20 protein-coding genes and 1 riboswitch are annotated in these 21,890 nt (G+C 74.3%); of the genes, 10 read left to right on the top strand and 10 right to left on the bottom strand.

The window, feature by feature from the left end:
• Window positions 1-54: 54 nt before the first annotated feature.
• The 3 genes from M8C17_RS15705 to M8C17_RS15715 form a co-directional block, all read right to left on the bottom strand.
• The gene (locus M8C17_RS15705) at window positions 55-1,062 is read right to left on the bottom strand and encodes an inorganic phosphate transporter (protein ID WP_252417472.1); all 1,008 of its coding nucleotides are present in this window, start codon (window positions 1,060-1,062) and stop codon (window positions 55-57) included.
• Window positions 1,063-1,072: 10 nt separating this feature from the next.
• Window positions 1,073-1,699, bottom strand: coding sequence for a DUF47 domain-containing protein (locus M8C17_RS15710; protein WP_030327784.1), 627 nt, complete (start codon window positions 1,697-1,699; stop codon window positions 1,073-1,075).
• A 129-nt stretch (window positions 1,700-1,828) separates the two neighbouring features.
• The gene (locus M8C17_RS15715; RefSeq protein ID WP_252417207.1) at window positions 1,829-2,770 is read right to left on the bottom strand and encodes a PPK2 family polyphosphate kinase; all 942 of its coding nucleotides are present in this window, start codon (window positions 2,768-2,770) and stop codon (window positions 1,829-1,831) included.
• Between the two features lie 144 nt (window positions 2,771-2,914).
• On the opposite strand from M8C17_RS15715, the gene sigJ reads away from it, so the two are divergent.
• Complete coding sequence (gene sigJ / locus M8C17_RS15720) at window positions 2,915-3,880, top strand: RNA polymerase sigma factor SigJ (RefSeq protein WP_252417208.1); 966 nt, start codon at window positions 2,915-2,917, stop codon at window positions 3,878-3,880.
• 22 nt (window positions 3,881-3,902) lie between these two features.
• On the opposite strand, the gene M8C17_RS15725 is transcribed toward sigJ, so the two are convergent.
• Window positions 3,903-4,409 carry a DUF402 domain-containing protein gene (locus tag M8C17_RS15725; RefSeq protein WP_252417209.1) on the bottom strand — a complete coding sequence of 169 codons (507 nt, stop codon included), beginning with the start codon at window positions 4,407-4,409 and terminating at the stop codon, window positions 3,903-3,905.
• 103 nt (window positions 4,410-4,512) lie between these two features.
• Here M8C17_RS15725 and M8C17_RS15730 point away from each other — a divergent pair, with 103 nt between their 5' ends.
• Window positions 4,513-6,702 carry an ATP-dependent DNA helicase gene (locus tag M8C17_RS15730; RefSeq protein ID WP_252417210.1) on the top strand — a complete coding sequence of 730 codons (2,190 nt, stop codon included), beginning with the start codon at window positions 4,513-4,515 and terminating at the stop codon, window positions 6,700-6,702.
• A gap of 4 nt (window positions 6,703-6,706) precedes the next feature.
• On the opposite strand, the gene M8C17_RS15735 is transcribed toward M8C17_RS15730, so the two are convergent.
• Window positions 6,707-8,059: an AI-2E family transporter gene (locus M8C17_RS15735; protein WP_252417211.1), complete on the bottom strand. Its 1,353-nt coding sequence runs from the start codon at window positions 8,057-8,059 to the stop codon at window positions 6,707-6,709.
• Between the two features lie 105 nt (window positions 8,060-8,164).
• Here M8C17_RS15735 and M8C17_RS15740 point away from each other — a divergent pair, with 105 nt between their 5' ends.
• Entirely contained in the window at window positions 8,165-8,503 is a 339-nt protein-coding gene (locus M8C17_RS15740; protein WP_089018760.1) for a co-chaperone GroES, read from the top strand.
• A gap of 93 nt (window positions 8,504-8,596) precedes the next feature.
• Window positions 8,597-8,764, top strand: coding sequence for a hypothetical protein (locus tag M8C17_RS15745; protein ID WP_210912563.1), 168 nt, complete (start codon window positions 8,597-8,599; stop codon window positions 8,762-8,764).
• A gap of 12 nt (window positions 8,765-8,776) precedes the next feature.
• Here the strand turns inward: M8C17_RS15745 and M8C17_RS15750 are convergent, their stop codons facing one another.
• Window positions 8,777-10,258: a PrsW family intramembrane metalloprotease gene (locus tag M8C17_RS15750; RefSeq protein WP_252417212.1), complete on the bottom strand. Its 1,482-nt coding sequence runs from the start codon at window positions 10,256-10,258 to the stop codon at window positions 8,777-8,779.
• 22 nt (window positions 10,259-10,280) lie between these two features.
• A riboswitch (SAM riboswitch) is annotated at window positions 10,281-10,401 on the top strand.
• Window positions 10,402-10,447: 46 nt separating this feature from the next.
• Between M8C17_RS15750 and M8C17_RS15755 the strand changes: the two genes are divergently transcribed.
• Window positions 10,448-11,713: an aminotransferase class V-fold PLP-dependent enzyme gene (locus M8C17_RS15755; protein ID WP_374558460.1), complete on the top strand. Its 1,266-nt coding sequence runs from the start codon at window positions 10,448-10,450 to the stop codon at window positions 11,711-11,713.
• A gap of 21 nt (window positions 11,714-11,734) precedes the next feature.
• Here the strand turns inward: M8C17_RS15755 and M8C17_RS15760 are convergent, their stop codons facing one another.
• Entirely contained in the window at window positions 11,735-12,970 is a 1,236-nt protein-coding gene (locus M8C17_RS15760) for an aromatic acid exporter family protein (RefSeq protein ID WP_252417213.1), read from the bottom strand.
• A gap of 105 nt (window positions 12,971-13,075) precedes the next feature.
• Between M8C17_RS15760 and M8C17_RS15765 the strand changes: the two genes are divergently transcribed.
• The gene (locus tag M8C17_RS15765; protein WP_252417214.1) at window positions 13,076-13,732 is read left to right on the top strand and encodes a metal-dependent phosphohydrolase; all 657 of its coding nucleotides are present in this window, start codon (window positions 13,076-13,078) and stop codon (window positions 13,730-13,732) included.
• Here M8C17_RS15765 and M8C17_RS15770 read toward each other — a convergent pair.
• On the bottom strand, window positions 13,704-13,988 hold the full coding sequence (locus tag M8C17_RS15770) for a DUF4031 domain-containing protein (RefSeq protein WP_252417216.1): 285 nt from the start codon (window positions 13,986-13,988) through the stop codon (window positions 13,704-13,706). The two genes, M8C17_RS15765 and M8C17_RS15770, sit on opposite strands and share 29 nt — an antisense overlap.
• A gap of 69 nt (window positions 13,989-14,057) precedes the next feature.
• Between M8C17_RS15770 and M8C17_RS15775 the strand changes: the two genes are divergently transcribed.
• Window positions 14,058-15,458 (top strand): FAD-binding oxidoreductase, encoded by a 1,401-nt coding sequence (locus M8C17_RS15775; RefSeq protein ID WP_252417217.1) that lies wholly within the window; start codon window positions 14,058-14,060, stop codon window positions 15,456-15,458.
• Window positions 15,459-15,491: 33 nt separating this feature from the next.
• On the opposite strand, the gene M8C17_RS15780 is transcribed toward M8C17_RS15775, so the two are convergent.
• Both M8C17_RS15780 and M8C17_RS15785 read right to left on the bottom strand, forming a co-directional pair.
• Window positions 15,492-16,031: a hypothetical protein gene (locus tag M8C17_RS15780; protein WP_252417218.1), complete on the bottom strand. Its 540-nt coding sequence runs from the start codon at window positions 16,029-16,031 to the stop codon at window positions 15,492-15,494.
• Window positions 16,032-16,119: 88 nt separating this feature from the next.
• Window positions 16,120-17,937, bottom strand: a complete 1,818-nt coding sequence (locus M8C17_RS15785) for a glycerol-3-phosphate dehydrogenase/oxidase (protein WP_252417474.1) — start codon at window positions 17,935-17,937, stop codon at window positions 16,120-16,122.
• An 80-nt stretch (window positions 17,938-18,017) separates the two neighbouring features.
• Between M8C17_RS15785 and M8C17_RS15790 the strand changes: the two genes are divergently transcribed.
• The 3 genes from M8C17_RS15790 to M8C17_RS15800 all read left to right on the top strand — a co-directional run bounded on the left by M8C17_RS15790 (window position 18,018) and on the right by M8C17_RS15800 (window position 21,868).
• Window positions 18,018-20,588, top strand: coding sequence for a S8 family serine peptidase (locus tag M8C17_RS15790; RefSeq protein WP_252417219.1), 2,571 nt, complete (start codon window positions 18,018-18,020; stop codon window positions 20,586-20,588).
• A 15-nt stretch (window positions 20,589-20,603) separates the two neighbouring features.
• Window positions 20,604-21,539 (top strand): GNAT family N-acetyltransferase, encoded by a 936-nt coding sequence (locus tag M8C17_RS15795; RefSeq protein ID WP_252417220.1) that lies wholly within the window; start codon window positions 20,604-20,606, stop codon window positions 21,537-21,539.
• Window positions 21,540-21,625: 86 nt separating this feature from the next.
• Window positions 21,626-21,868, top strand: coding sequence for a hypothetical protein (locus M8C17_RS15800; protein WP_252417221.1), 243 nt, complete (start codon window positions 21,626-21,628; stop codon window positions 21,866-21,868).
• Window positions 21,869-21,890: the final 22 nt, after the last annotated feature.

Here is a 21,890-nt window from a genome sequence, read left to right on the forward strand (position 1 = left end):
GCCCCGGCCACCGCGGTCACGCGGGAGCCGGGGCCGTCGACGAGCCCGGTCGGGTCAGCCGAAGAGCGGCCGGACCAGCAGGTAGGTGACGCAGGCGATCAGCGCGGCGGCCGGGAACGTGATGATCCAGGCGATCACGATGTTGCCGGCGACGTTCCAGCGGACCGCGGAGAGCCGCTTGGTCGCGCCCACACCCATGATCGCCGACGTGATCGTGTGGGTGGTGGAGATCGGCGCCTTGAGCACCAGGGCGTTGAAGTAGAGCACCGCGCTGGCGACCGTCTCGGCGGCGAAGCCCTCCGGCGGCCCCAGGTCGATGATCTTGCGCCCGAGGGTCCGGATGATCCGCCAACCGCCGGCGTACGTGCCGAGGGCCAGCATGGTCGCCGAGGTCCAGAACACCCAGCCGGGGATGTGGGTCTTGCTCTCCTGGAAACCGCCGGTGTAGAGCGCCAGCACCACGATGCCCATGGTCTTCGCGGCGTCCTGCATGCCGTGGCCGACCGACATGGCGGCCGCCGAGGCGGTCTGCGCCCAGCGGAAGCCCCTGTTGAGCTTGCCCGGCTGACCCTTCCGGAACAGCCAGAGGATGGCCAGCATCAGCAGGTAACCGAGGGTGAGGCCGACGATGGGCGACAGCACCATCGGCAGCAGCACCTTCACGCCGATGTTGCCCCACTGCACGATGCCGCCAGCGGAGAGCAGGGTCGCGCCGACCAGGCCGCCGAAGAGCGCGTGCGAGGACGACGAGGGCAGACCGAAGTACCAGGTGATCAGGTTCCAGGCGATGGCGCCGAGCACCCCGGCGAAGACCACGCCGAGACTGCTCACGCCGGTGGGCAGGGTGACCAGGCCGTCGCCGACGGTCTTGGCCACTCCGGCGCCGAAGTGGGCACCGATGAAGTTGCCGACCGCGGCGAGGAGCAGGGCGATCCGGGGTGTCAGCGCCCGGGTGGAGACGCTGGTCGCGATCGCGTTGGCGGCGTCGTGGAAGCCGTTGGTGTAGTCGAACGCCAGGGCTACCCCGATCACCGCCAGCACGGCGATGAGTTCGGGTGTCACAGTCACAGGATCAGGACTCCTTGACCGCGATGGTCTCGACCGTGTTCGCCACGTGCTCGAAGGCGTCACAGGCGGCCTCCAGCTCGTCGGCGACCTCCTTCATCTTCAGCACCGTCAACGCGTCGTACTCGCCGGAGAAGAGGCGCACGAGCAACTGCCGGTTGATCCGGTCGCCCTCGTTCTCCAGCCGGTTGCACTCGATCCAGTAGTCCTCGAGGTCCTTCATCGACTTCAGGCGCGGCATCGCGTCGGCGGTCAGCTTGGCCTGCTGGTCGAGCACGTTCACCATCTCGTGCAGCTCCCGGGGCAGCGCCGGCAGCTCGGTCAGCCCGTACAGGTAGAGCAGGTCGCCGACCGCCTCCAGGTGGTCCATCACGTCGTCCAGCAGCGAGCCGAGCCGGTAGATGTCCTCCCGGTCAAACGGCGTGATGAACGTAGAGTTGATCTTCTTGTACAGCTCGTGCGTGATCTGGTCGCTGTCGTGCTCGACCTCGGTCAGCCGCTCGCTGACCGACTGCACGTCGACGCCGGGCAGGGCCAGCTCGTTCAGCAGGGCGGTGCCCCGGACCAGGTTCTGCGCGGCCCTGGTGAAGAGCTCGTAGAAGGCGCCCTCGGTGGGGCGGAAGGAAAACTTCACAGCACAGACCTCGTCGCGTCGGTGGAAGGGTGGCGGCGCCCGTGGGGGTACCCGCCCGGTGAATGCTAGGAAACGGCGGAACAGCGAATTCGTCGGCCCACCCCTGGTCGGGCCTCATTCACCGTTCGTTCACCTGCCGTTCATCTCGGGCGTCCCATCCGCCCCCACGCCCCCAGCACACAGCCGCTCCCGCTCGTGCGCCACGTCGAAATCGGCAGCCGGATACCCCAGATCAAGCGTGTCGAACGTCTCTCGCAGCAGGTGGGCCACCGCCCAGTCCCGGTACCACTTGCGGTCCGCCGGCACCACGAACCAGGGTGCGGCGTCCGTGCCGCACCGGCTCAGCGCCTCGGCGTACGCGGCCTGGTAGTCGTCCCACCGGGCCCGGGAGTCGACGTCCGACGGGTTGTACTTCCAGTGCTTGCGGGGATCGGTGAGCCGCTCCAGCAGCCGCTCGCCCTGCTCGGCGTAGGAGATGTGCAGCATCACCTTGACCAGGGTCACGCCGTCCTCGACCAGCTCACGCTCGAAAGAGTTGATCTCGTCGTAGCGGGCCCGCCACGTGGTCTCCGGCACCAGCGAGCCGACCCGGGCGATCAGCACGTCCTCGTAGTGCGAACGGTTGAACATCCCCACGTACCCCGGCGGCGGCAGCGACCGGCGGATCCGCCACAGGAAGTCGTGCCGCAGCTCCTCGGGGGTCGGCGGGCCGAACGAGCGGATGTGCAGGCCCAGCGGGTTCATCGCGCCCGCCACCCGCTTGATCGTGCCGTCCTTGCCGCCGCAGTCCATCGCCTGGAGCACCAGCAGCACCCGGCGCGCCGGCCGGCCCGACCCGGCCTTGGCCATCGCGAAGAGCATCTCCTGCTGCCGGCCCAACTCGCCGCCGACCAGCTCCACCTGCTCACGGGCCCAGGCCTTGCGCTGCTCCCCGGTCACCTCCACGTCGGGCAGACCGGGCGTGGACCGCGGGCCGATCGCGCCGAGATCCACCGGTGCGGTGACCCGCAGCAACTCCCGCACGGAACCGCCGACCGGCGCCACGATCTGCGCTTGCTCGGGTTCGCTCATCCTCGGATCATCACCCACCCGCGGACCATCCGCCCGCCGAGCGCCCTCCGCGACGGGCCGGCTGTCACGTTCGGGGCAACCGGCGCGTCCAGTTGGCAGGAGGATGTACGCCGGGACGGTGCCGGCCGGGAAGGATGGTGGGTCGTGCGGGACCTGGCGACGGAGTTCGAGGCCGAACGGGGCCGCCTGCTCGCGGTGGCCCACCGGATGCTGGGCAGCCGCAGCGAGGCCGAGGACGCGGTGCAGGAGACCTGGCTGCGCTACGCCGGCGCCCTCGCCGACCCGGCGGCCCGCGCCGAGATCCGCGAGCTGTCCGCCTGGCTGACCACCGCCTGCGCCCGCATCTGCCTGGACGTGCTGCGCTCGGCCCGGGTCCGCCGGGAGGCGTACCCCGGGGAGTGGCTGCCGGAGCCGGTGGTGAGCCCGCTGGGCACCGCACCGCCGACCGACGGGTACGCCCCCGACCCCGCGGAGCGGGCCGTACGCACCGACCAGCTCGGCACCGCGCTGCTGGTGGTGCTGGAGCAGCTCGCCCCGGAGCAGCGGGTCGCCTTCGTGCTGCACGACGTGTTCGCGGTGCCGTTCGCCCGGGTCGCCGACGTGCTCGGCACCACCGAGGTGGCCGCCCGGCAGCTCGCCTCCCGGGCACGGCGGGCGGTCACCGCACCGGACCTGCCCCGGCACACCGCCGACGCGGCCGAACAGCGCCGGGTGCTCCAGGCGTTCGTCGCCGCCACCGAGTCCGGTGAGCTGGACCCGCTGCTCCGCGTGCTCGCACCGGACGTGGTCTTCATCGGCGACTCGGGCGGGCACTTCCCGGCCGCCCGCCGGCCGGTGGTCGGCGCCGACAAGGTGGGCCGCTTCGCGCTCGGCCTGTTCGGCCGGGCCGGCCGGTACGCCCAGCGGGTGCTGGCCCGACCGGTGCTGGTCGACGGCGTGCTCGGCCTTCAACTGGAGACGGTGTACACCGACGGCCGGCCGATCCGCATGGTGACCTCGTTCGCCGTCGACCAGGGCCGGATCACCGGCCTGTTCAACCAGCTCAACCCGGAGAAGCTGACCGACGTGCCGCCGCTGGGCGACGACGACCCGTGGCCGCCCCGCTGGTGAGCCGGCCCGGGGCCGCGCGGGCTCAGACCACCAGGGCCAGCCACTTGCGGTACGAGGTGGCGAACGGCTCGGTGCCGTCGCCGAGCGCGCCGTACAGCCAGCGGGCCGCCGCCTCGGCTTCGACCACCACGTCCTCCGGGTAGCCGTACCGCACCCGGTGCTCGGCGAACTCGTCCTCGTCGAGCAGCTCCACCAGGCCGGTGGCCCGACGCCGCACCACGTCCAGGTCCAGGTCGATGAGGTGGACCGTGTCGTCGGACTCCCAGCGGGCCGGAGTGGCGATGTCGCAGTAGACCTCGCTGGTGCGCGGCGGCGGGTTGAACATCCCCGTCCACCAGGCGTGGTGCGGCACCAGCAGGACGAACGGGATCTTCTCCACCGACGGGCGGCCGTGGTAGACCGACTCGGTGCCGGCGGGGACGCCGAGCCAGATGCCGAGGTCGTCCTCGGCGAGCCGGCGGGCCGGGTAGTCACGGTGGGCGCTGCCGTCGTACTTGCGGTAGATCACTCGGACCACGTCGCTCGGCATGATTCGCACCCTAACCGATACTGCCCACGCGTCGTAGCGCGGCCGTAACGGGACGGCGTGGACCGACCGGGCGAGGAGCGACGGCGCCGCGCCACGCGGGCGGATGGGCGCAGCCGGTGTCGGGCGCGACGGGTACCGTCGCACGGTGACTCCGCCCCGCACCGCCACCGGTTCCGCCACCCCGTCGGCCCGTGGCGGCAGCCGGCGGCGGGGTGCCCGGCCCAGCGGCACGGAGCTTCTCGCGGCGGCGGTCGGCGCGGTGCCCGGCGGCGCGGCGCGCCCCGGCCAGCAGCAGATGACCACGGCCATCGAGGAGTGCGTCACCAGCGGCGAGCACCTGCTCGTCCAGGCGGGCACCGGCACCGGCAAGTCGCTGGCCTACCTCGCGCCGGCGCTCACCGTGGACGGCCCGGTGGTGGTGTCCACCGCCACCCTGGCGTTGCAGTCCCAGCTCGTCGACCACGACCTGCCCCGGCTGGCCGACGCGGTCGAGCCGCTGCTCGGCCGCCGCCCCACCTTCGCGGTGCTCAAGGGCCGCCACCACTACCTCTGCCTGGCGCGACTGGACAACTCCACCGAGGAGGAACCGGAGGACACGCTCTTCGACGCCCCGGCCGCCCGCCCCGGCGGCGGGACGAAGTGGCTCGGCGAGGCGGGCCGGATCGGCAAGCAGATCGAGCGGCTGCGCGACTGGGCCGAGCGGACCGCCACCGGCGACCGGGACGAGCTGGACCCGGGCGTCGACGACCAGGCCTGGCGGCTGGTGTCGATGCCGGCCAGGGAGTGCGTCGGTGCGACCCGCTGCCCGTTCGGGGCGGAGTGCTTCGCCGAGGCGTCGCGGGCCCGGGCCCGCGAGGCCGACATCGTGGTGACCAACCACAGCCTGCTCGCCGTCGACATGCTGGCCGACCGGCACATCGTGCCGCCGCACAAGCTGCTCATCGTGGACGAGGCGCACGAGCTGGCCGACCGCGTCTCCTCGGCCGCGCAGGCGGAGCTGGTGCCGGAGTCGATCGACCGGTCCACCCGGCGGGCCCGCCCGTTGCTGCGTCCGGAGACCGCCGAGGCGCTCACCGCGGCCGGCGACGCCCTCGCGGTCGGGCTTGCCGAGGCGCCGGGCGGGCGGATCACCGCCGGGCTGCCGGGGCCGCTCCGCGAGGCGTGCACGCTGCTCGACGCGGCCACCCGCGCCGCGTTGGACGCGATCGGCGAGGTCAAGTCCGACGATCCCGACCCGGTCCGCAAGCAGCAGGCCAAGGCGGCGCTGGACGAGCTCTCCACGACCGCGCAGCGGCTGCTGGAGGAGGCCGACCACGACGTGGCCTGGGTGGAGAAGAACGACAGCGGTAGCCGCCGGGCTCTGGTGGTCGCGCCGTTGTCGGTGGCCGGCACCCTCGCCACCCACCTGTACGACGAGCGCACCGTGGTCGCCACCTCGGCCACCCTGGCGCTCGGTGGCCGCTTCGACACGGTGGCCCGCGCCCTCGGGCTGGACGCCCCGCCGGTCCCGGCGTCCCCGGCCGCCGCCTCGCTGGCGGCCCGCACCGGCCCGGGTCGCCCGGCCGCCGAGACGCCGGGCCGCCGGCTGACCGACGTCGCCACCGTCCCGGCGACGGAAGGCCCGGGCTGGCGGTCGCTGGACGTGGGGTCGCCGTTCGACTACGCCCGGCAGGGCATCCTGTACGTCGCGGCCCACCTCCCCCGGCCCAGCGTCTCCGGGCTGCCCGAGGCGGCCGGAGAGGAGCTGCTCGCGCTGGTCGAGGCGCTCGGTGGGCGTACTCTCGGGCTCTTCTCGTCCCGGCGGGCGGCGCAGCAGGCGGCGGAGCTGCTGCGCGCGCGCACCGACCTGCCGGTGCTGTTGCAGGGTGAGGAGGCGTTGCCGCTGCTGGTCCGCCGGTTCCGTGAGGAGCGCGCCAGCTGCCTGTTCGGGGTGATGTCGCTCTGGCAGGGGGTGGACGTGCCGGGCGATGCCTGTCAGCTCGTGGTCATCGACCGGCTGCCCTTCCCACGGCCGGACGAGCCGCTGGCGGCGGCCCGCGCCGCCGCCGTGGACGCGGGCGGCGGCTCCGGCTTCGCCGCGGTGAGCGTGCCGATCGCGGCGGTGCGGCTGGCCCAGGGCGTGGGCCGGTTGATCCGGGCCACCGGTGACCGGGGCGTGGTCGCGGTGCTCGACTCCCGGTTGGAGACCGCCCGCGGCTACGGGCCTTTCCTGCGTCGCTCGCTGCCGCCGTTCTGGTACACGACCCGCCCCGAGGTGGCCCGCGGCGCGCTGCAACGCCTCGCGGGCTCCTGACGGGTCAGGGAGCCTGTGCGGCGACGACCACGGCGTCGGGCGGGGTGTCCGGGACCGTCCGGGCGGCCAACCGGCGGACCGCGGTGTTCAGCACCGCGATCAGCGGCACGGACACCAGCGCGCCGGTGATCCCGGCGAGCACCACACCGGCGGCGATACCGATGATCACCGCGAGCGGGTGGAGGGCCACCGCCCGTCCCATGATCAGCGGCTGGAGCACGTGCCCCTCCAGCTGCTGCACGCCGATCACGGCGCCCAGGATGATCAACGCGGTGACGGGGCCGCTGTCGACCAGCGCCACCAGCACCGCCACGCCGCCGGAGAGCGCCGCACCGACGATCGGTATGAACGCGCCGAGGAAGACCAGCGCCGCCAGCGGGAAGGCGAACGGGATGTCGAAGACGACCAGGAAGATGCCGATGCCGACGGCGTCGATGAAGGCCACCAGGACGGTCGCCCGGACGTAGGCGCCCAGCGTCTGCCAGGAGGCCCGGCCGGCGTCGTCGACCTTCCAGCGGGCGGCCACCGGCAGCAGCCGGACCAGGAAGCGCCAGATCCGGTTGCCGTCACGCAGGAAGAAGAACGTCGCGAAGAGCACCAGGATGGCGCCGGTCAGCACCTCGGCGAGCGTCGCGGCGGTGCTCAGCGCGCCGCTCGTGAGATCGCGGGTGTTGTTTTCGATCCAGCCCTGCGCCTCGTCGATGTAGCGGTCGAGCTGGGTGTCGGAGAGGTGCAGGGGGCCCGTCTTCAGCCAGTTCTGGATCTGCCGGACGCCCTCGGAGGACTTCTCGCTCAGCTCCGGCACCCCCCGGATGAACTCGTTGACCACCAGGGTGAGCGTGCCGATCACCGCCGCCAGGCCGCCGACCAGCACCACCGCCGTCGCCAGCGAGCGGGGCAGCCGAGCGCGCAGCAGCCAGCCCACCGCCGGAGCGAGCAGCGCCGAGAGCAGCAGCGCGACGGCCAGCGGGATGATCACGATCTTGACCGTGCCGACGATCCGGAGCAGCGCCCAGGCCACCACGCCGATCACGATCAGCCGCCAGCACCAGGCGGCCGCGATCCGCAGACCGTGCGGGACGTCCGCGTCGTCCCGGCTGGAGGTCGAGGTGTGCAGATCCGCCGGAGGTTCCGCGCCGACGACCGTGGCCGTCGGTGACGCGACCGGTCCCGGCGCGGCGGGCGAGGCCACCCGGGCGGGCTCCGGAACGTCGTTCGGCTCGCTCTGGTCGGCCCGAACCGACTCCCGTCCTGACTGGTAGGCGCGGCGCAGTCGTCCGCGTACCCGCTCGAAGCGGCTCAAGCGCACCTCCTGGCAGAAGAATCGGTCCGCCCACGGCGACAGGTCGGACAGCATACGTCCGTCTCCGACACCGTAGGGCAGTTCCGCCACACATTGCCCGGGTCACCTCGCGCGTAACCACCGGCGGACGGCCGCCGCCGACACGGTAGCGTCTGCGGCGTGACCGCCGACCAGGATCTCGACGCCGGCCTGCCGATCCGCCTGCTGCACGACCGGGTGCTGGTACGCATGGAGGGCAGCGAAGGCGAGCGCCGCTCCACCGCAGGCATCGTCATCCCGGCCACCGCCGCCGTCGGCAAGCGCCTCGCCTGGGCCACCGCCGTCGGGGTGGGGCCGAACGTCCGCGCCATCGTCTCCGGCGACCGGGTGCTCTTCGACCCGGACGACCGCTCCGAGGTCGAACTGCACGGCCGCGGATACGTGCTGCTGCGGGAGCGCGACGTGCACGCCGTGGCCGCCGAGCGCATCGAGAACGACTCCACCGGCCTCTACCTCTGACAGCTCCCCCGGCCACACGCCCCCGGCGGCACGCCCGTTTGTCCCGGCGCACGACGGGAAGCCATCCGGCGACCGTGGCCCTGGGGAGGGACGATGCCGGTATTCGTGAAGAAGCTGTTGGCCTGGGGCAGCGTCGCGTTCCTGATCTACTTCATGGCGTTCCGGCCGGACGGCGCCGCGCAGATGTTCAAGGCGATCGGCGCGGCGCTGGTCGCCATGGCCCAGGGCCTCGGTGACTTCCTCACCACCCTGATGACCTGAGCCGCCAGCGCGTCAGGGTTGACCGGGCGGCCAGGGCGCCGCCGGCCGCAGGCCCTGCCAGCCGGGCGGCGCGTACCCCACCGGGGGCGGCGGCGCGGCCAGCACCACCGGGATCGGCACCACCGGCTCGTCCGGCGCGGCCACCGGACGCTGGGAACCGTCCGGGAAGCGCAGGTGGTAGCGACTGCCGTCCCAGACCCCGACCGGAGCCTGCGGGTCCCGACCCACGAAGAACGACCGGTACGAGGTGATCGCCTCCAGCAACTCCCGCTCCTCGCGGGCCGTCCGCTCCAGGTCGGCCGGCTTGCGGTCCAGGCCGCGCAGCGTCCCGTCGCGCAGCAGAGCCAACCGGGTGGCGGCGAACTGGTACCCCCGCATCGCCCGCACCCCGGCGTCCCCGGCCACGCGGCGCGCCCAGGTACGGGCCGCGTGCCGACGGCCCAGGCTGCTCAGCGCGGCCACCTCGGGCGGGCTCAGCCAGCCGGCGCGCACGTAGTCCGGCAGCGTCCGCTCGGTGAGCCGCCCCTCCCACGCCCGCAGCCACACCGCCAGCCCCACCATCCCGAAGAACACCGGCACCATCAGGCCCAGGAAGCCGTACAGCATGATCACCGCTTCGCCGGTGGCCTGGGTCAGGGTGGGCAGCAGGTTCCAGGTGCCGTGCAACATCATCGCCAGCAGCAGGCCGGCGACCGGAGCGAGCACACGGACCCGACGGTCGGCCGTCCGGGCCGCGACACCCAGGCCCACACCGGTCATCGAGGTGAAGAGCGGGTGGGCGAACCCGAACAGCAGGATCCGGACGATGAAGATGGCGATGACCTGCTGGGTGCCGGTGGCCGGGCCGTACCGGTCGGCACCGGCGGCGTAGCCGTACCCGCCCAGGTAGAGGATGTTCTCCACCATGGCGAAGCCAACCGCGGAGAGCCCGCAGTAGACCAGGCCGTCGGTGATCCCGGACCACTCACGGCGACGGAACACCAGCAGCAGGATCGGGCCGAGGGCCTTGGTCAGCTCCTCGATGAACGGCGCCACCAGCACGCCGGTGAGGGCGGCCGGCAGCCCCCAGTCGTCGAACCGCGCGGCGGCGAACTCGTTCACCGTGAGCGAGGCGGCGGTGGAGACGAACGCTCCCCAGGCGAAGCAGAAGATGAGGTACTTCAGCGGCTCCGGCTCGTAGCGGTCCAGCCAGAGGAAGCAGGCGACCAGCACCGGCACCGGCAGGACGGCGGCGACCACCCCGATCAGCAGCGCCCGTACGCCGAGCGACTGGCCGAGCGTGAAGACCATGAAGACCGCGCACGCGGCGATGAAGAGCACCACCCCGGCCAGCACCAGGAACCGCCGCCAGCCCAGTCGGCGCAGCGGCATCCGGGGCGCCTCGCCGGCGGACGGAGCCGCGGGCGTGGGCGGCGACGACGGCAGGGGTGCACCGGGCGGGGTGTCGGCCATGCGGTCAGCGTAGCCATCCGCCGCCGGCTGGTTCGGTCGCATCGGCAGCGCTATGCTGCCAGCAGGTCACGAGCGCCAGCGTCAAGCCCCGGCTTGCTGGCCGGCAACCCTCGTCGAGTTCGCGGTGGGGTGCCCCGGGTGATGACCGGGCCCAGCCCGATCGGCGTGCTGGGCAAGCGCGGACCCCGTCCCGACACCAGACCCGGGGTCCCTGACCCCGGAGGTTCCGGCGTGTCCGTCACCCTCGCACCCTCGCTTCCCATCCCGTCCGCCGTCGCGTCCGCGCCGGCGCCGCTCGACGTGCTCGGCGTGCCGGGCGAGATCAACCTCGACTACGCGGCCAGCGCGCCGTGCGCGCGGGCCGCCGCCGACGCGGTGGCCGAACTGCTGCCCTGGTACGCCAGCGTCCATCGCGGTGCCGGAGCGCTGTCCCGGCACTGCACGCTGGCCTACGAGCGTGCCCGGCAGACGGTCGGCGACTTCTTCGGCGCCCGCGCCGACGATCACGTGATCTTCACCCGCAACACCACCGACGCGCTCAACCTGCTGGCCCGGGCGGTGCCGGCCGGCACGACGGTGGTCACCTTCGCCGGCGAGCACCACGCCAACCTGCTGCCCTGGCCGCGCGGCTCGGTCCGGCTGCCGGTGCCCAGCGACCCCGCCGGGGCGGTACGCGCCCTCGCCGCCGCCCTCACCGAGCTGCGCCGGGACAGCAACCCGGCACAGCCGGTGCTGGTCGCGGTGACCGGGGCGAGCAACGTGACCGGCGAACGGTGGCCGGTCAGCGAGCTGGCCCGGGTGGCCCACCGGCACGGGGCACGGATCGCCCTGGACGCCGCGCAGCTCGCCCCGCACGCCCCGGTGGACCTGCTCGCGCTCGACGTGGACTACGTGGCTGTCTCCGGCCACAAGCTGTACGCGCCGTTCGGCGCCGGCGTGCTGATCGGCCGGGCGGACTGGCTGGACGCCGCGCCTCCGTACCTGGCGGGTGGGGGTGCCACCAGCCATGTCGGGCCGGCCACCCACGACGTGACCTGGGCGACCGGTCCGGCACGGCACGAGGGCGGCACCCCCAACCTGGTCGGCGCGGTGGCGCTGGCCGCGGTGTGCGCAGCACTGGACGACGCGGACCGCGCCGCGCTGGCCGCCCACGAGCAGGCGCTGCTGGCACGGCTGCGCACGGGCCTCGCCGCCCTGCCGCACGTGGTGGAACTGCGCACCTTCGGCCCGGACGCGCCCCGGGTCGGCATCGTCTCGTTCGTGGTCGCCGGGTGGGACTCCGCCGAGGTGGCCGCCCGGCTGGCCGCCGAGCACCGGATCGGCGTACGGGACGGGCTGTTCTGCGCCCACCCGCTGGCCCGGCGGCTGCTCAGCGAGGCGGCGGGGCGTACCGGCCGGCGGGACCTGCCGCCCACCGCGCTGCGCGCCAGCCTCGGCCTGGGCAGCACCCAGGCCCAGGTGGACCGGCTGCTCGCCGCGCTCGCCGCGTTGGGCTAGACCGGCAGGAGGCGGCCCCGATCAGCCGACCGGCGGAGCGGTGGGGGGCTTCGGCCCCTCGCCCGGCTCGACCGGTTCACCCATCGGCCGCTCCTGCTCCCCGAAGGCGGTACGGATCCACCGGTTCGCCTCCTCCTGTTCGATTCCGGAGGCCACCAGCAGGTCACTGGCCGTGGTCCGGATCTGGGCGATCACCACGCTGCCCGAGAAGCCGACCCCGGCGCCGTACGCCCGGCCGGCCTCGCTCACGGCCCGCAACGACCGTTCCCGGGCCTTCTCCGGCTCCTCGCCCGCGGCGAACTCCTGCTTGAGCAACCGGACCGACTCGGCGAGGTGGCCGACCCCGTCCGGCATCGGATCCGGCACCGGTTCCTCGTCCTCGATCAGCGTGACGGACCGGCGGATCAGCGTGCCGCTGTTACGCATGGCCCGGTCGATCGGCTCGGCGGCCTCCGCGTAGTGGGTCAGTTCGTCCCGCCGGTGCCAGCGGGCCGGGGAGAGGGTCGCGGTCTCCTTCGCGCCCTCGATCGCCTCGGCCAGCACGGCCAGTTCCTCCTTGTTGTCGCGCAGCCGCTCGAGCGCCCGCTGGATGGTGGCGCGGTCCCGGTTGCGCAGCCCGTCGGCGGTCATGTCGAGTTGGGCGGCGAGCAGGTCCAGCGCCGGCCGGGCGGCGCGATTGATCACCCGGAGCGGGTTCAGTGGCAGCAGTACCGCCGTCACCAGCAGCGCGATCCCACCGCCGAGGAACGCGTCCACGAAGCGTGGGATCTCCAGGTTCTGGGTCGACGGGCTCAGGGTGACGATCAGCACCGCCGTGGCCGCCGCCTGGATGACGATGGCCACGCTGGCCCCGGCGAAGATCGTGAGCAGGATCGCGACCGTCACCACCAGGCCGAGCTGCCACGCCCCGGTGCCGAGCAGGTAGATCAGGAGGTCGCCGATGGCCACCCCGATGCCCACCCCGACGATGAGTTCCACGGTCCGTCGGAACCGCTGGCCGACCGACGCGGCCAGCGTGCCGACCGCGGAGATCGGCGCGAACACCGGCTGCGGGTTGCCGAGCAGCCGGTGCGAGATGTAGTACGCCAGCCCGGCCGCCAGCCCGGCCTGCACGGCCAGCCCGCCAGCCATCCGCACCCGGTGCAGCCGGTCGTGCAGGGTGGCTCGGCCGCGGTGCCGCAGTTCCTCGGTGGCCTCCGCGATCCGGGCGCCGTCGACGTCGACCAGTCCTTCGCGCAGGGGGGCACGCCGCACCATCGGAGGTCGCTTGTCCCGGGCCACAGCCATGGGCGCGACTACCCGTGGCGGGGCCGCTGAATCCTGCCGTTCCCGCGCTGCGGTCGGATGCGGCAGACTCGGGCGGTGACCGATCTGCTGGACCGGTGGCGGGTGGCGGCCCGTGGCGTCGGGGCTGAGCCCGGCGCCGGCTCGACGCGGGCCGGGCGGCAGTTGCTCGCCCGCTGGCAGGAGCCGCACCGGCACTATCACACGGTGGCCCACCTGACCGCCGTGCTCGACGTGGTCGACGGGCACGCCGGGCTTGCCGACCGGGCGGACCTGGTCCGGCTGGCGGCCTGGTGCCACGACGCGGTCTACGACCCGCGGGCCGACGGCGACGCCAACGAACGGGACAGCGCCACGCTGGCGGGGAGCGTGCTCGCCGGGCTCGGGGTGCCGGCGCCCGCGGTGGCCGAGGTGCAGCGGCTGGTGCTGCTCACCGCGGGGCACGTGGTGGCCCCCGGTGACCGCGACGGCGCGCTGCTCTGCGACGCGGACCTCGCCGTGCTGGCCGCCCAGCCGCCGACCTACGACCGCTATGCGGCGGCCATCCGCCGGGAGTACGCGCACGTGCCGGAGCCGGCCTTCCGTGCGGGGCGGGCCGCAGTGCTCAGACATCTGCTGGAGCTGCCCGCCCTGTTCCGGTTGCCGCCGCTGGCCGACCGGTGGGAGCGGCCGGCCCGGGCGAACCTGCGCCGCGAGCTGGCCACCCTCAGCCCACCCGGGCCGCCGGCGCGCTGACCAGATGCTTCGGACGGCGCAGCCCTGCGTCCCGGAGCAGCCGGACCAGATCCCGGCTCGGCACCACCCGGGCACCGAGCCACACCGCCGCCGCGAACCGCTCGGCCGGAATGTCGTAGTGGTCCCGGTCGAAGCCACGCCGCGGCGCGCCCAGCGCCTCGGCGAAGGCGTGCAGCTCGGCGTAGGAGACGTCGCTGATCAGGTGCGACCAGAGCCGACCGCGCCACGGCCAGGCTGGCCGGTCCAGGTAGAGCATGGTGCCCAAGCTAGCCGGTCGCAGTCGATCATGTTGATGATCGGCGGTCGGCGACCTAGCCTCAGCTGCATGGCCCCCACCCCGCTCCTCGACGACCTGCGCGCCGCGCTGGGCGAGAACGCCGTGCTCACCGACCCGGACCTGCTGCGCATGCACCAGCGGGACGAGGCCGACCTCTGCGCCGCCGGCACGCCGCTGGTGGTGACCCGCCCACGCACCACCGAACAGGTGGTCGCCGTGGTCCGGGCGGCGGCGCGACACGGCGTACCCCTGGTGCCGCAGGGGGCGCGGACCGGGCTGGCCGGCGCGGCGAACGCGGTGGACGGCGCGGTGGTGCTCAGCACCGTCGCGATGGACGAGATCCGGGAGATCGACCCGGTGAGCCGGATCGCGGTGGTCCAGCCGGGGGTGGTCAACGCGGCGCTGGCCGGGGCGGTGGCCAAGCAGGGGCTCTGGTACCCGCCGGACCCCGGCTCCTGGGAGTCGTCCACCATCGGCGGCAACGTGGCCACCAACGCCGGCGGCATGTGCTGCGTCAAGTACGGCGTGACCACCGAGTACGTGCTCGGCCTGGAGGTGGTCCTCGCCTCCGGCGAGGTGCTGCGCACCGGCCGGCGTACCGCCAAGGGGGTGGCCGGCTACGACCTGACCCGGCTCTTCGTCGGCTCGGAGGGCACCCTCGGGGTGATCACCGAGGTGACCGTCGCGCTGCGCCCCGCTCCGGCCGACTCGCTGACCCTGGTGGCGGTCTTTCCGTCCACGGCGGCGGCCGGCGCGGCGGTGGCCGAGATCGCCGCCCGGGGGCTCACCCCCAGCCTGCTGGAGCTGCTGGACCAGACGCACCTGCGGGCGATCGAGGCGTACCAGCCGATGGGGCTGCGGACCGACGCGCAGGCCCTGCTGCTGGCCGCCGCCGACACCGGCAGCCGGGCTGCGGACGACCTGGCCGGCCTGGCCGAGGTGTGCGAGGCGGCCGGTGCCGACGAGGTGTACGCGGCCACCGACGCGGTGGAGGCGGCGGCGCTGCTGCAGGCCCGGCGCCTGGCCCACCCGGCCATGGAGAAGTTCGCCGCCGACGCGTACCCGGGCGGCAACGGCGGCCTGGTGATCGACGACGTGGCGGTGCCCCGCGGTTCGCTGGCCGCGCTGCTGGACGGCGTGGCCCGGATCGCGGCGGAGTGCGACGTGCCGATCGGCGTGGTGGGGCACGCCGGGGACGGCAACATGCACCCGAACATCGTGGTCGACCGGGCCGATCCGGCGAGCGTGGATCGGGGTCGGCGGGCGTTCGACGAGATCATGCGGCTCGGCCTGGACCTGGGCGGCACCTGCACCGGCGAGCACGGGGTGGGGTTGCTCAAGCGGGACTGGCTGGCCCGGGAGATCGGCCCGGTCGGCGTCCGGGTGCACCAGGCGATCAAGTCGGCGCTGGACCCGGACGGCCTGCTCAACCCCGGTAAGGTGCTCTGACCTCGGGGCCGCACCGGCGGCGCCCGGCGGGGGTCAGCCCTTGACCTCGGCCGGGGTCGCCTGGGTGAGCAGCAACAGGATCTCCCCGGCGACCGGCGGGCGCTCCTCGCCCGGGCAGTCCTGCGAGGTGACCAGCCCGGCGGAGGTGAGCAGGCTGGAGGTCAGCGCGTCGATGCATGTCGGCCGGTACTGCCGGTTCTGATCGGTCTCCTTGGCCAGCGTCGGGTCGGCGAGCAGCACCTGGAGCCGTTCGGTCAGCTCCGGAGCGAGAGTGCCCCGGGAGGTGACCCCGTCGCCGGCACAGTCGATGCACTGCCACGCCCCGTTGCGCTCGACGCTCAGCGTGCGCAGCGGGCCGTCGGCGCCGAGCCGCTGGAGCAGGCTGACCTGCCCGGCGGCGACGGTGGTGGGAACGTCGAGTGCCTGACCGCCGGCTGCGGCGCCGGCCGACTGCGCCGCCGGTGGAGGCGTGTCGCCGCCGTCCTGGTCGAGCAGCGAACACCCGGTCAGGGCGCTGGCGAGCGCTACGGCGAGAACGGGAACGAGGAGACGGAAGCGCGCGCGGTAAAGCACGCGCGGAAACCTACCCCACCGTAGGTAGCGACGGAAACCACCAACCGGGCCGCTATCGATAGTTACCCTTCGGTAACGTCTCTTTTCGTCACCGATTGGACGGGCGCAACTCAGCCTGATCGTCGTCCCCGCCCCGGTCGGCCGCGTAACCCCGCACGTCCGGAGCGCCGAGCCGGGCCGCGTCCGCGGCGGCGTCGTCCGGCATCAGCTGAGACTGCCGCTCCGCCTCCACCCGGGCCCGGTAGTGCTCGACCTCACGGGCCCGGGTGGCCGCGTCCCAGCCGAGCACCGCGCCCATCAGTTCGGCGGTGTGCTCCGCCGACTCCAACCCCCGGTGGCTCGTCTCGAAGGAGATCCGGGTCCTCCGGGTCAGCACGTCCTCCAGGTGCAGCGCACCCTCGGCCCGCGCCGCGTACGTGACCTCGGCGGCCAGGTACTCCGGGGCTCCGGCCAGCGGGGAGGCGAGCAGCGGATCGGCGTCGATCAACGCCAGCAGGTCCAGGGTGAGCGTGCCGTACCGCTCCAGCAGGTGCTCCACCACGCCCACCGGCACGCCGTGCCGGCGGGCCAGGTCGGCCCGGTCCCGCCACATGGCCGGGTACCCGTCGGCCCCGAGCAGCGGCAGGTCGGCGGTGCGCGACGGGCGCGCGCCGCCCAGTCTGCGGGCGGCCCGGTCCACCACGTCGGAGGCCATCACCCGGTACGTCGTGTACTTGCCGCCGGCGACCAGCAGCAGCCCGAGCATCGGCTCGAAGACCGCGTGCTCCCGGGACAGCTTCGAGGTGGAGTCGGCCTCGCCGGCGAGCAGCGGGCGCAGCCCGGCGTACACGCCTTCGATGTCCGCGGTGGTCAGCGGGCGGTCCAGCACGGCGTTGACCTGCTGCAACAGGTAGTCGATGTCGCGGGCCGAGGCGGCCGGGTGGGACCTGTCCAGTCGCCAGTCGGTGTCGGTGGTGCCGATGATCCAGTGCCCACCCCACGGGATGACGAAGAGCACCGACGTCGCCGTCCGCAGGATCAGCCCTGTCTCACCGGTGATCGCCGAGCGGGGCACCACCAGGTGCACCCCCTTCGAGGCGCGCACCCGGACGCCGGGCCGCAGCCCCACGTCGTTGAGCATCCGGGACATGTCGTCGCTCCACACACCGGTGGCGGCGATGACGGTGCGGGCCTGCACCTCGAACTCCGCGTCCGGTGAGCCGGCCGGCGCCTCCAGGTCGCGGACCCGGACGCCGGTCACCTCACGCGCCTGCCGGATCAGCCCGACCGCGCGGGTGCTGCTGACCACCGTGGCGCCGAGGCTGGCCGCGGTGCGGGCCAGGGTGACCACCAGCCGGGCGTCGTCGACCTGCCCGTCGTAGTACCGGATGGCCCCGGCCAGCGCGTCGGCCCGCAGGCTCGGGAAGATCCGCCGCGCGCCCTCCCGGGTCAGGTGCCGGTGCAGAGGCATGCCCCGGCCACCGCCGAAGATCCCCGCGAAGGCGTCGTAGGTCGCCACGCCGGCGCCGTAGTACGAGCGGCGGAAAACCCGCGCGGGCAGGCCCCGCAGACCCCGACCGGCCGGCAGTGGCACGAGGAACGGCACCGGGCGGACCAGGTGCGGCGCGAGCCGGGTCGCCAGCAGGCCGCGCTCGGTCAGCGCCTCGTGGACCAGGTGGAACTCCAACTGCTCCAGATAGCGCAGGCCGCCGTGGATGAGCTTGCTGGACCGGCTGGAGGTGCCCGAGGCGAGATCACGGGCCTCGACCAGGGCCACCTTCAGGCCCCGGGAGGCGGCGTCCAGGGCGGCACCGGCACCGGTCACACCACCCCCGATGACCAGCACGTCGAAGCGCTCGGCGCGGAGCCTGCGCAGGTCGGCGGCGCGGCGGACCGGCGAGAGCTGCCCGGCGACGGATCGGGAGATATTGGGGTCGCGCACCTGTCCACCGTATCCGCCGAGGCCATGGTGTCGACATGCGCCGCCCGCCCCGTACTGTGCGAGTCATGCAGGCCGGCTTCCCGTCACCCGCTGGTCAACCATGGCCTCACCAGCCGTCGCCGCCGGGCCGGGCCAGTCCGTGGCCGGTGGTCGCGGCCGTGCTCGCCGGCTGCTGGACGGTGGCCGTCACGGTGGCGACCCAGGCGGGTGGCTGGCTCACCGACCAGGTCCTGCTGGGCTTCGGACGGGACCGGGTGGGCTGGCTCTGGCCGGTGCTGGGCCTGGCCACCGTCGTGCTGGTGGGCACGCCCGCGCTGCTGCTGGCCGCGCTGCCCCGGTCGGCCGCGGTCCGCGCCACCGGCCGGGCCTGGCTGGGCGCGGCGCTCGCGCTCGGCGTACTCACGCTGCTGCGGGTCGTGCCGCAGGTGCACCACGAGGCGTACCTGGCCGCGCTGGCGGCCGCGGCGGCGCTCACCGCGCTCGTCGTGCGGTGGTCGGCACGCCGGTCGGCGCCCGCCACGTCGGTGGGCGGAGGGCCGGTCGGCGCGGTGCCCGGCGACGACAGGGCCGCGCCGCCGATCGGGGTTACCGCGTCCGGCGGCATCGAAGGCGGCTCGGCAGGCCGCGGACGGAGGGCGTTCCGGTCGGGTCCGGTGCCGCTGCTCGCGGTGGCCGCCGGGCTGGCGCTGCTGCTGCCGTGGGTGTGGCTGGGCGCGCTCGGCGGGCCGCTGGAGACGGTTCTCGCCCTGCTGGCGGCGGCCGCGCTCGGTGCGTTGGCCGCGACGCTGCTGGACGCCGCCTTCTGGTCCCGGTTCGCGATCGGCCGGCCCCCACGGCCGGCCCGTCTGGTGCTGCTCGGCGGCCTGGTCGCCGGGGTGGCGCTGCTGCTGCTCGCCGCGGGCACGGGCCAGTCCGGGGCGCAGCTACCCATGCTGCTGACCCTGCCACCGGTGGGCTTCACGCTGGCCGCCCTGTGGGCCGCCATCTGGCGTCCGACCGCTGACGGGACGGCGGAGTCCGAGCGCCAGGCCGCGGCCGCGGTGCGCGCCGGCCGGGCGGCGACCGGCTGGCTGGTGGGTCTGGCCGCGCTCGGCCCGCTGGCCTTCACCGACCCGGAAGAGATCAGCCTGCTGCTGGTCGGCACCCGCGACGTGCCGTTCTGGGTGGCGGCCGCCGCCGGCGTCGGGCTCGCCGTCGCGGTCCTGGTCGCCACCGGGTACGCGGTGCTGCTGGCCCGGCGTGCGGCCCGTACGCCCAGCCGGCGGGTGGCCGCGCTGGCCGCGGTGGTGCTGCTGGTGGGGGTCGGCGTCGTCGACGCCGGTCCCGGTCAACCCGGCCTGCACGGCGAGCGGCTGCTGGTGGTGCTGCGCGAGCAGGCCGACCTGACCGGCCTTCCGGCCGGCGCACCGGGCCGGGCCGGGCGCGACGCCCGGGCGGCGGAGGTCTACCGGCGACTGGTGACCACCGCCGACCGGAGCCAGGCCGACCTGCGTCGGGAGTTGACCCGGCTGCGACTCAACCCGGTGCCGTACTACCTGGTGAACGCGATCGAGGTGGACGGCGGTCCGGCGGTGCGCGCCTGGCTCGGCAGCCGACCGGGCGTGGCCCGGGTGCTGGTCAGCCAGCGGCTGCGGCCACTGCCGGCCCCGGCCGGGCAGAGCCGGGGCACCGCGCCCGCGCCCACCGGCCCGGAATGGAACATCCGCCAGCTCGGCGCCGACCAGGTCTGGTCGCAGCTCGGGGTGACCGGCGCGGGCATCGTGGTGGGCAGCTCCGACTCCGGGGTGGACGGCACCCACCCGGCGCTGCGGGCCGGGTTCCGCGGCGGGGACGACAGTTGGTTCGACCCGTGGGACGGCGCCCGGACCCCGACCGACAAGGGCGGGCACGGCACCCACACGGTGGGCAGCGCCGTCGGGCGGGGCGGCATCGGGGTGGCGCCGGACGCCCAGTGGGTGGGCTGCGTCAACCTCGACCGCAACCTGGGCAGCCCCGGGCACTACCTGGACTGCCTCCAGTTCATGCTGGCCCCCTTCCCCACCGGCGGTGACCCCTTCACCGACGGCCGGCCCGAGCGCGCCCCGCAGGTGCTGACCAACTCGTGGGGCTGCCCGGCGATCGAGGGCTGCGACCCGGGTGTGCTGCGGCCGGCCACCGCCGCGCTGGACGCAGCCGGGATCTTCGTGGTCGCCGCCGCCGGGAACACCGGCCCGTGGTGCGCGTCGATCGACGACCCGCCCGCGCCGTACCCCGACGTGTTGACCGTGGGCGCCGTCGACGCGCAGCGACGGGTGGCCGAGTTCTCCGCCCGGGGGCCGGTGCCGGGCGGCCTGCACAAGCCGGACGTGTTGGCGCCCGGCGTGGGCGTGGTGTCGGCCATGCCGGGTGGCGGTTACGCCGCGCTCGACGGCACGTCGATGGCGACCCCGCAGGTGGCCGGCGTGGTGGCGCTGATGTGGTCGGCGAACCCGGCGCTGGTCGGCGACCTGCCCCGGACCCGGCAGATCCTGCGGGACACCGCGACGCCCGCCGAGCCGACCTACCGCAACCCGGCGGACGCCTGCGGCGGCCCGGCGAACGTCACCGGCGCCGGCCAGGTCGACGCTCTGGCCGCCGTCCGCGCCGCCCAGCGGTGATCTAGGGTCGCGACCATGGACGCCGAGATCACCATCACCGAGCTGACCCTCGACCTGACCCCCGCCGTCGTACGACTCTGCGAGCAGGCGCTCGACCTGCCGGAGGACGCCACCGAGGCGGGTCCCGTGGTGGACGCCCTCTGGCCCCGGGCCGCCCCCGAGCGGCTGGTGGTCGGGCTGGGCGCGTACCGGGGTGCGGACCTGGTCGGTGTGCTGCTCTGCTCGGTGTCGTCGACCGACCCCGGTCTCGGGCACGTGGACCTGGTCGCGGTGCTCCCGGAGCACCGTCGCCGGGGCGTCGGTCGGGCCCTGCTGGCGCGGGCCGAGCGGGTGCTCGCCGAGCGGGGGGTGGCCGAGGTGCTGCTGGCCGGGAACCCGCCGTACTACGCCTGGCCGGGCATCGACGTGCGTTACACGCCAGCCGTCTGTGCCGCCGTGGCCCTGGGCTACCAGCAGGACCGGACGGCCTGGAACATGACCGCCGACCTGTCGTACGACGGGTCGCCGGCGCTGCGTTCCACCGAGGCGGCGGAGCAGCGGCTGGCCGGGCAGGGCATCACGGTACGCCGGGCTGAGCCGGGCGACCTGCCGGCGCTGACCGCGTTCGCCCGGTCCACCTTCGGCGGTACGTGGGACGGCGAGCTGGCCGAGTCGGTGGGCCGCGCGGGCGCCGGCTGTCACCTGGCGGAGCGGGCCGGCGAGCTGTTGGGCTTCGCCGCCTACGGCTCGTCCCGGCCGAGCTGGTTCGGGCCGATGGGCACGGCGCCGGCCGCCGAGGGTTCGGGCATCGGCGGGGTGCTGCTGCGTCGCTGCCTCCGCGACCAGCAGGCGGCGGGCCTGGACCGGGCGCAGATCGGCTGGGTCGGGCCGGTGCCGTTCTACTCGGGCAGCGCGGGTGCCCGGATCGAGCGGGTCTTCTTCCTGTACCGCCGGACACTCAACGCTGAATAAGGGCGAATAGGATATAGACCTAGATAACGCCATTCACCCTGCCTTGGGCATCGACGCCCCCTACCGTTTCGGTAGAGGAGGCAGCCATGACCACGGATGACGACCAGACCGAGGACGGCCCGCCCGTGACCTGGAAACCGGTCGGCGAACTCCCCGGCCAACCGCCGTTCGACCGGCTCGACTACGGCGACGCCGAGCAGTTGGCCGAGATGACCGCCGGTGAGCCGGTGATCGAGGAGCCGCAGGAGATGGTGGACGCACCCATCCAGCTGCCACCGCCGTACGACCGGGCACAGAAGCGGCGCAACCAGCGCCCGCTACCCACGTGACGACGAACGGGGCGGACCGCGT

Source organism: Micromonospora sp. RHAY321 (genome assembly GCF_023896955.1).
GTDB lineage: Bacteria > Actinomycetota > Actinomycetes > Mycobacteriales > Micromonosporaceae > Micromonospora.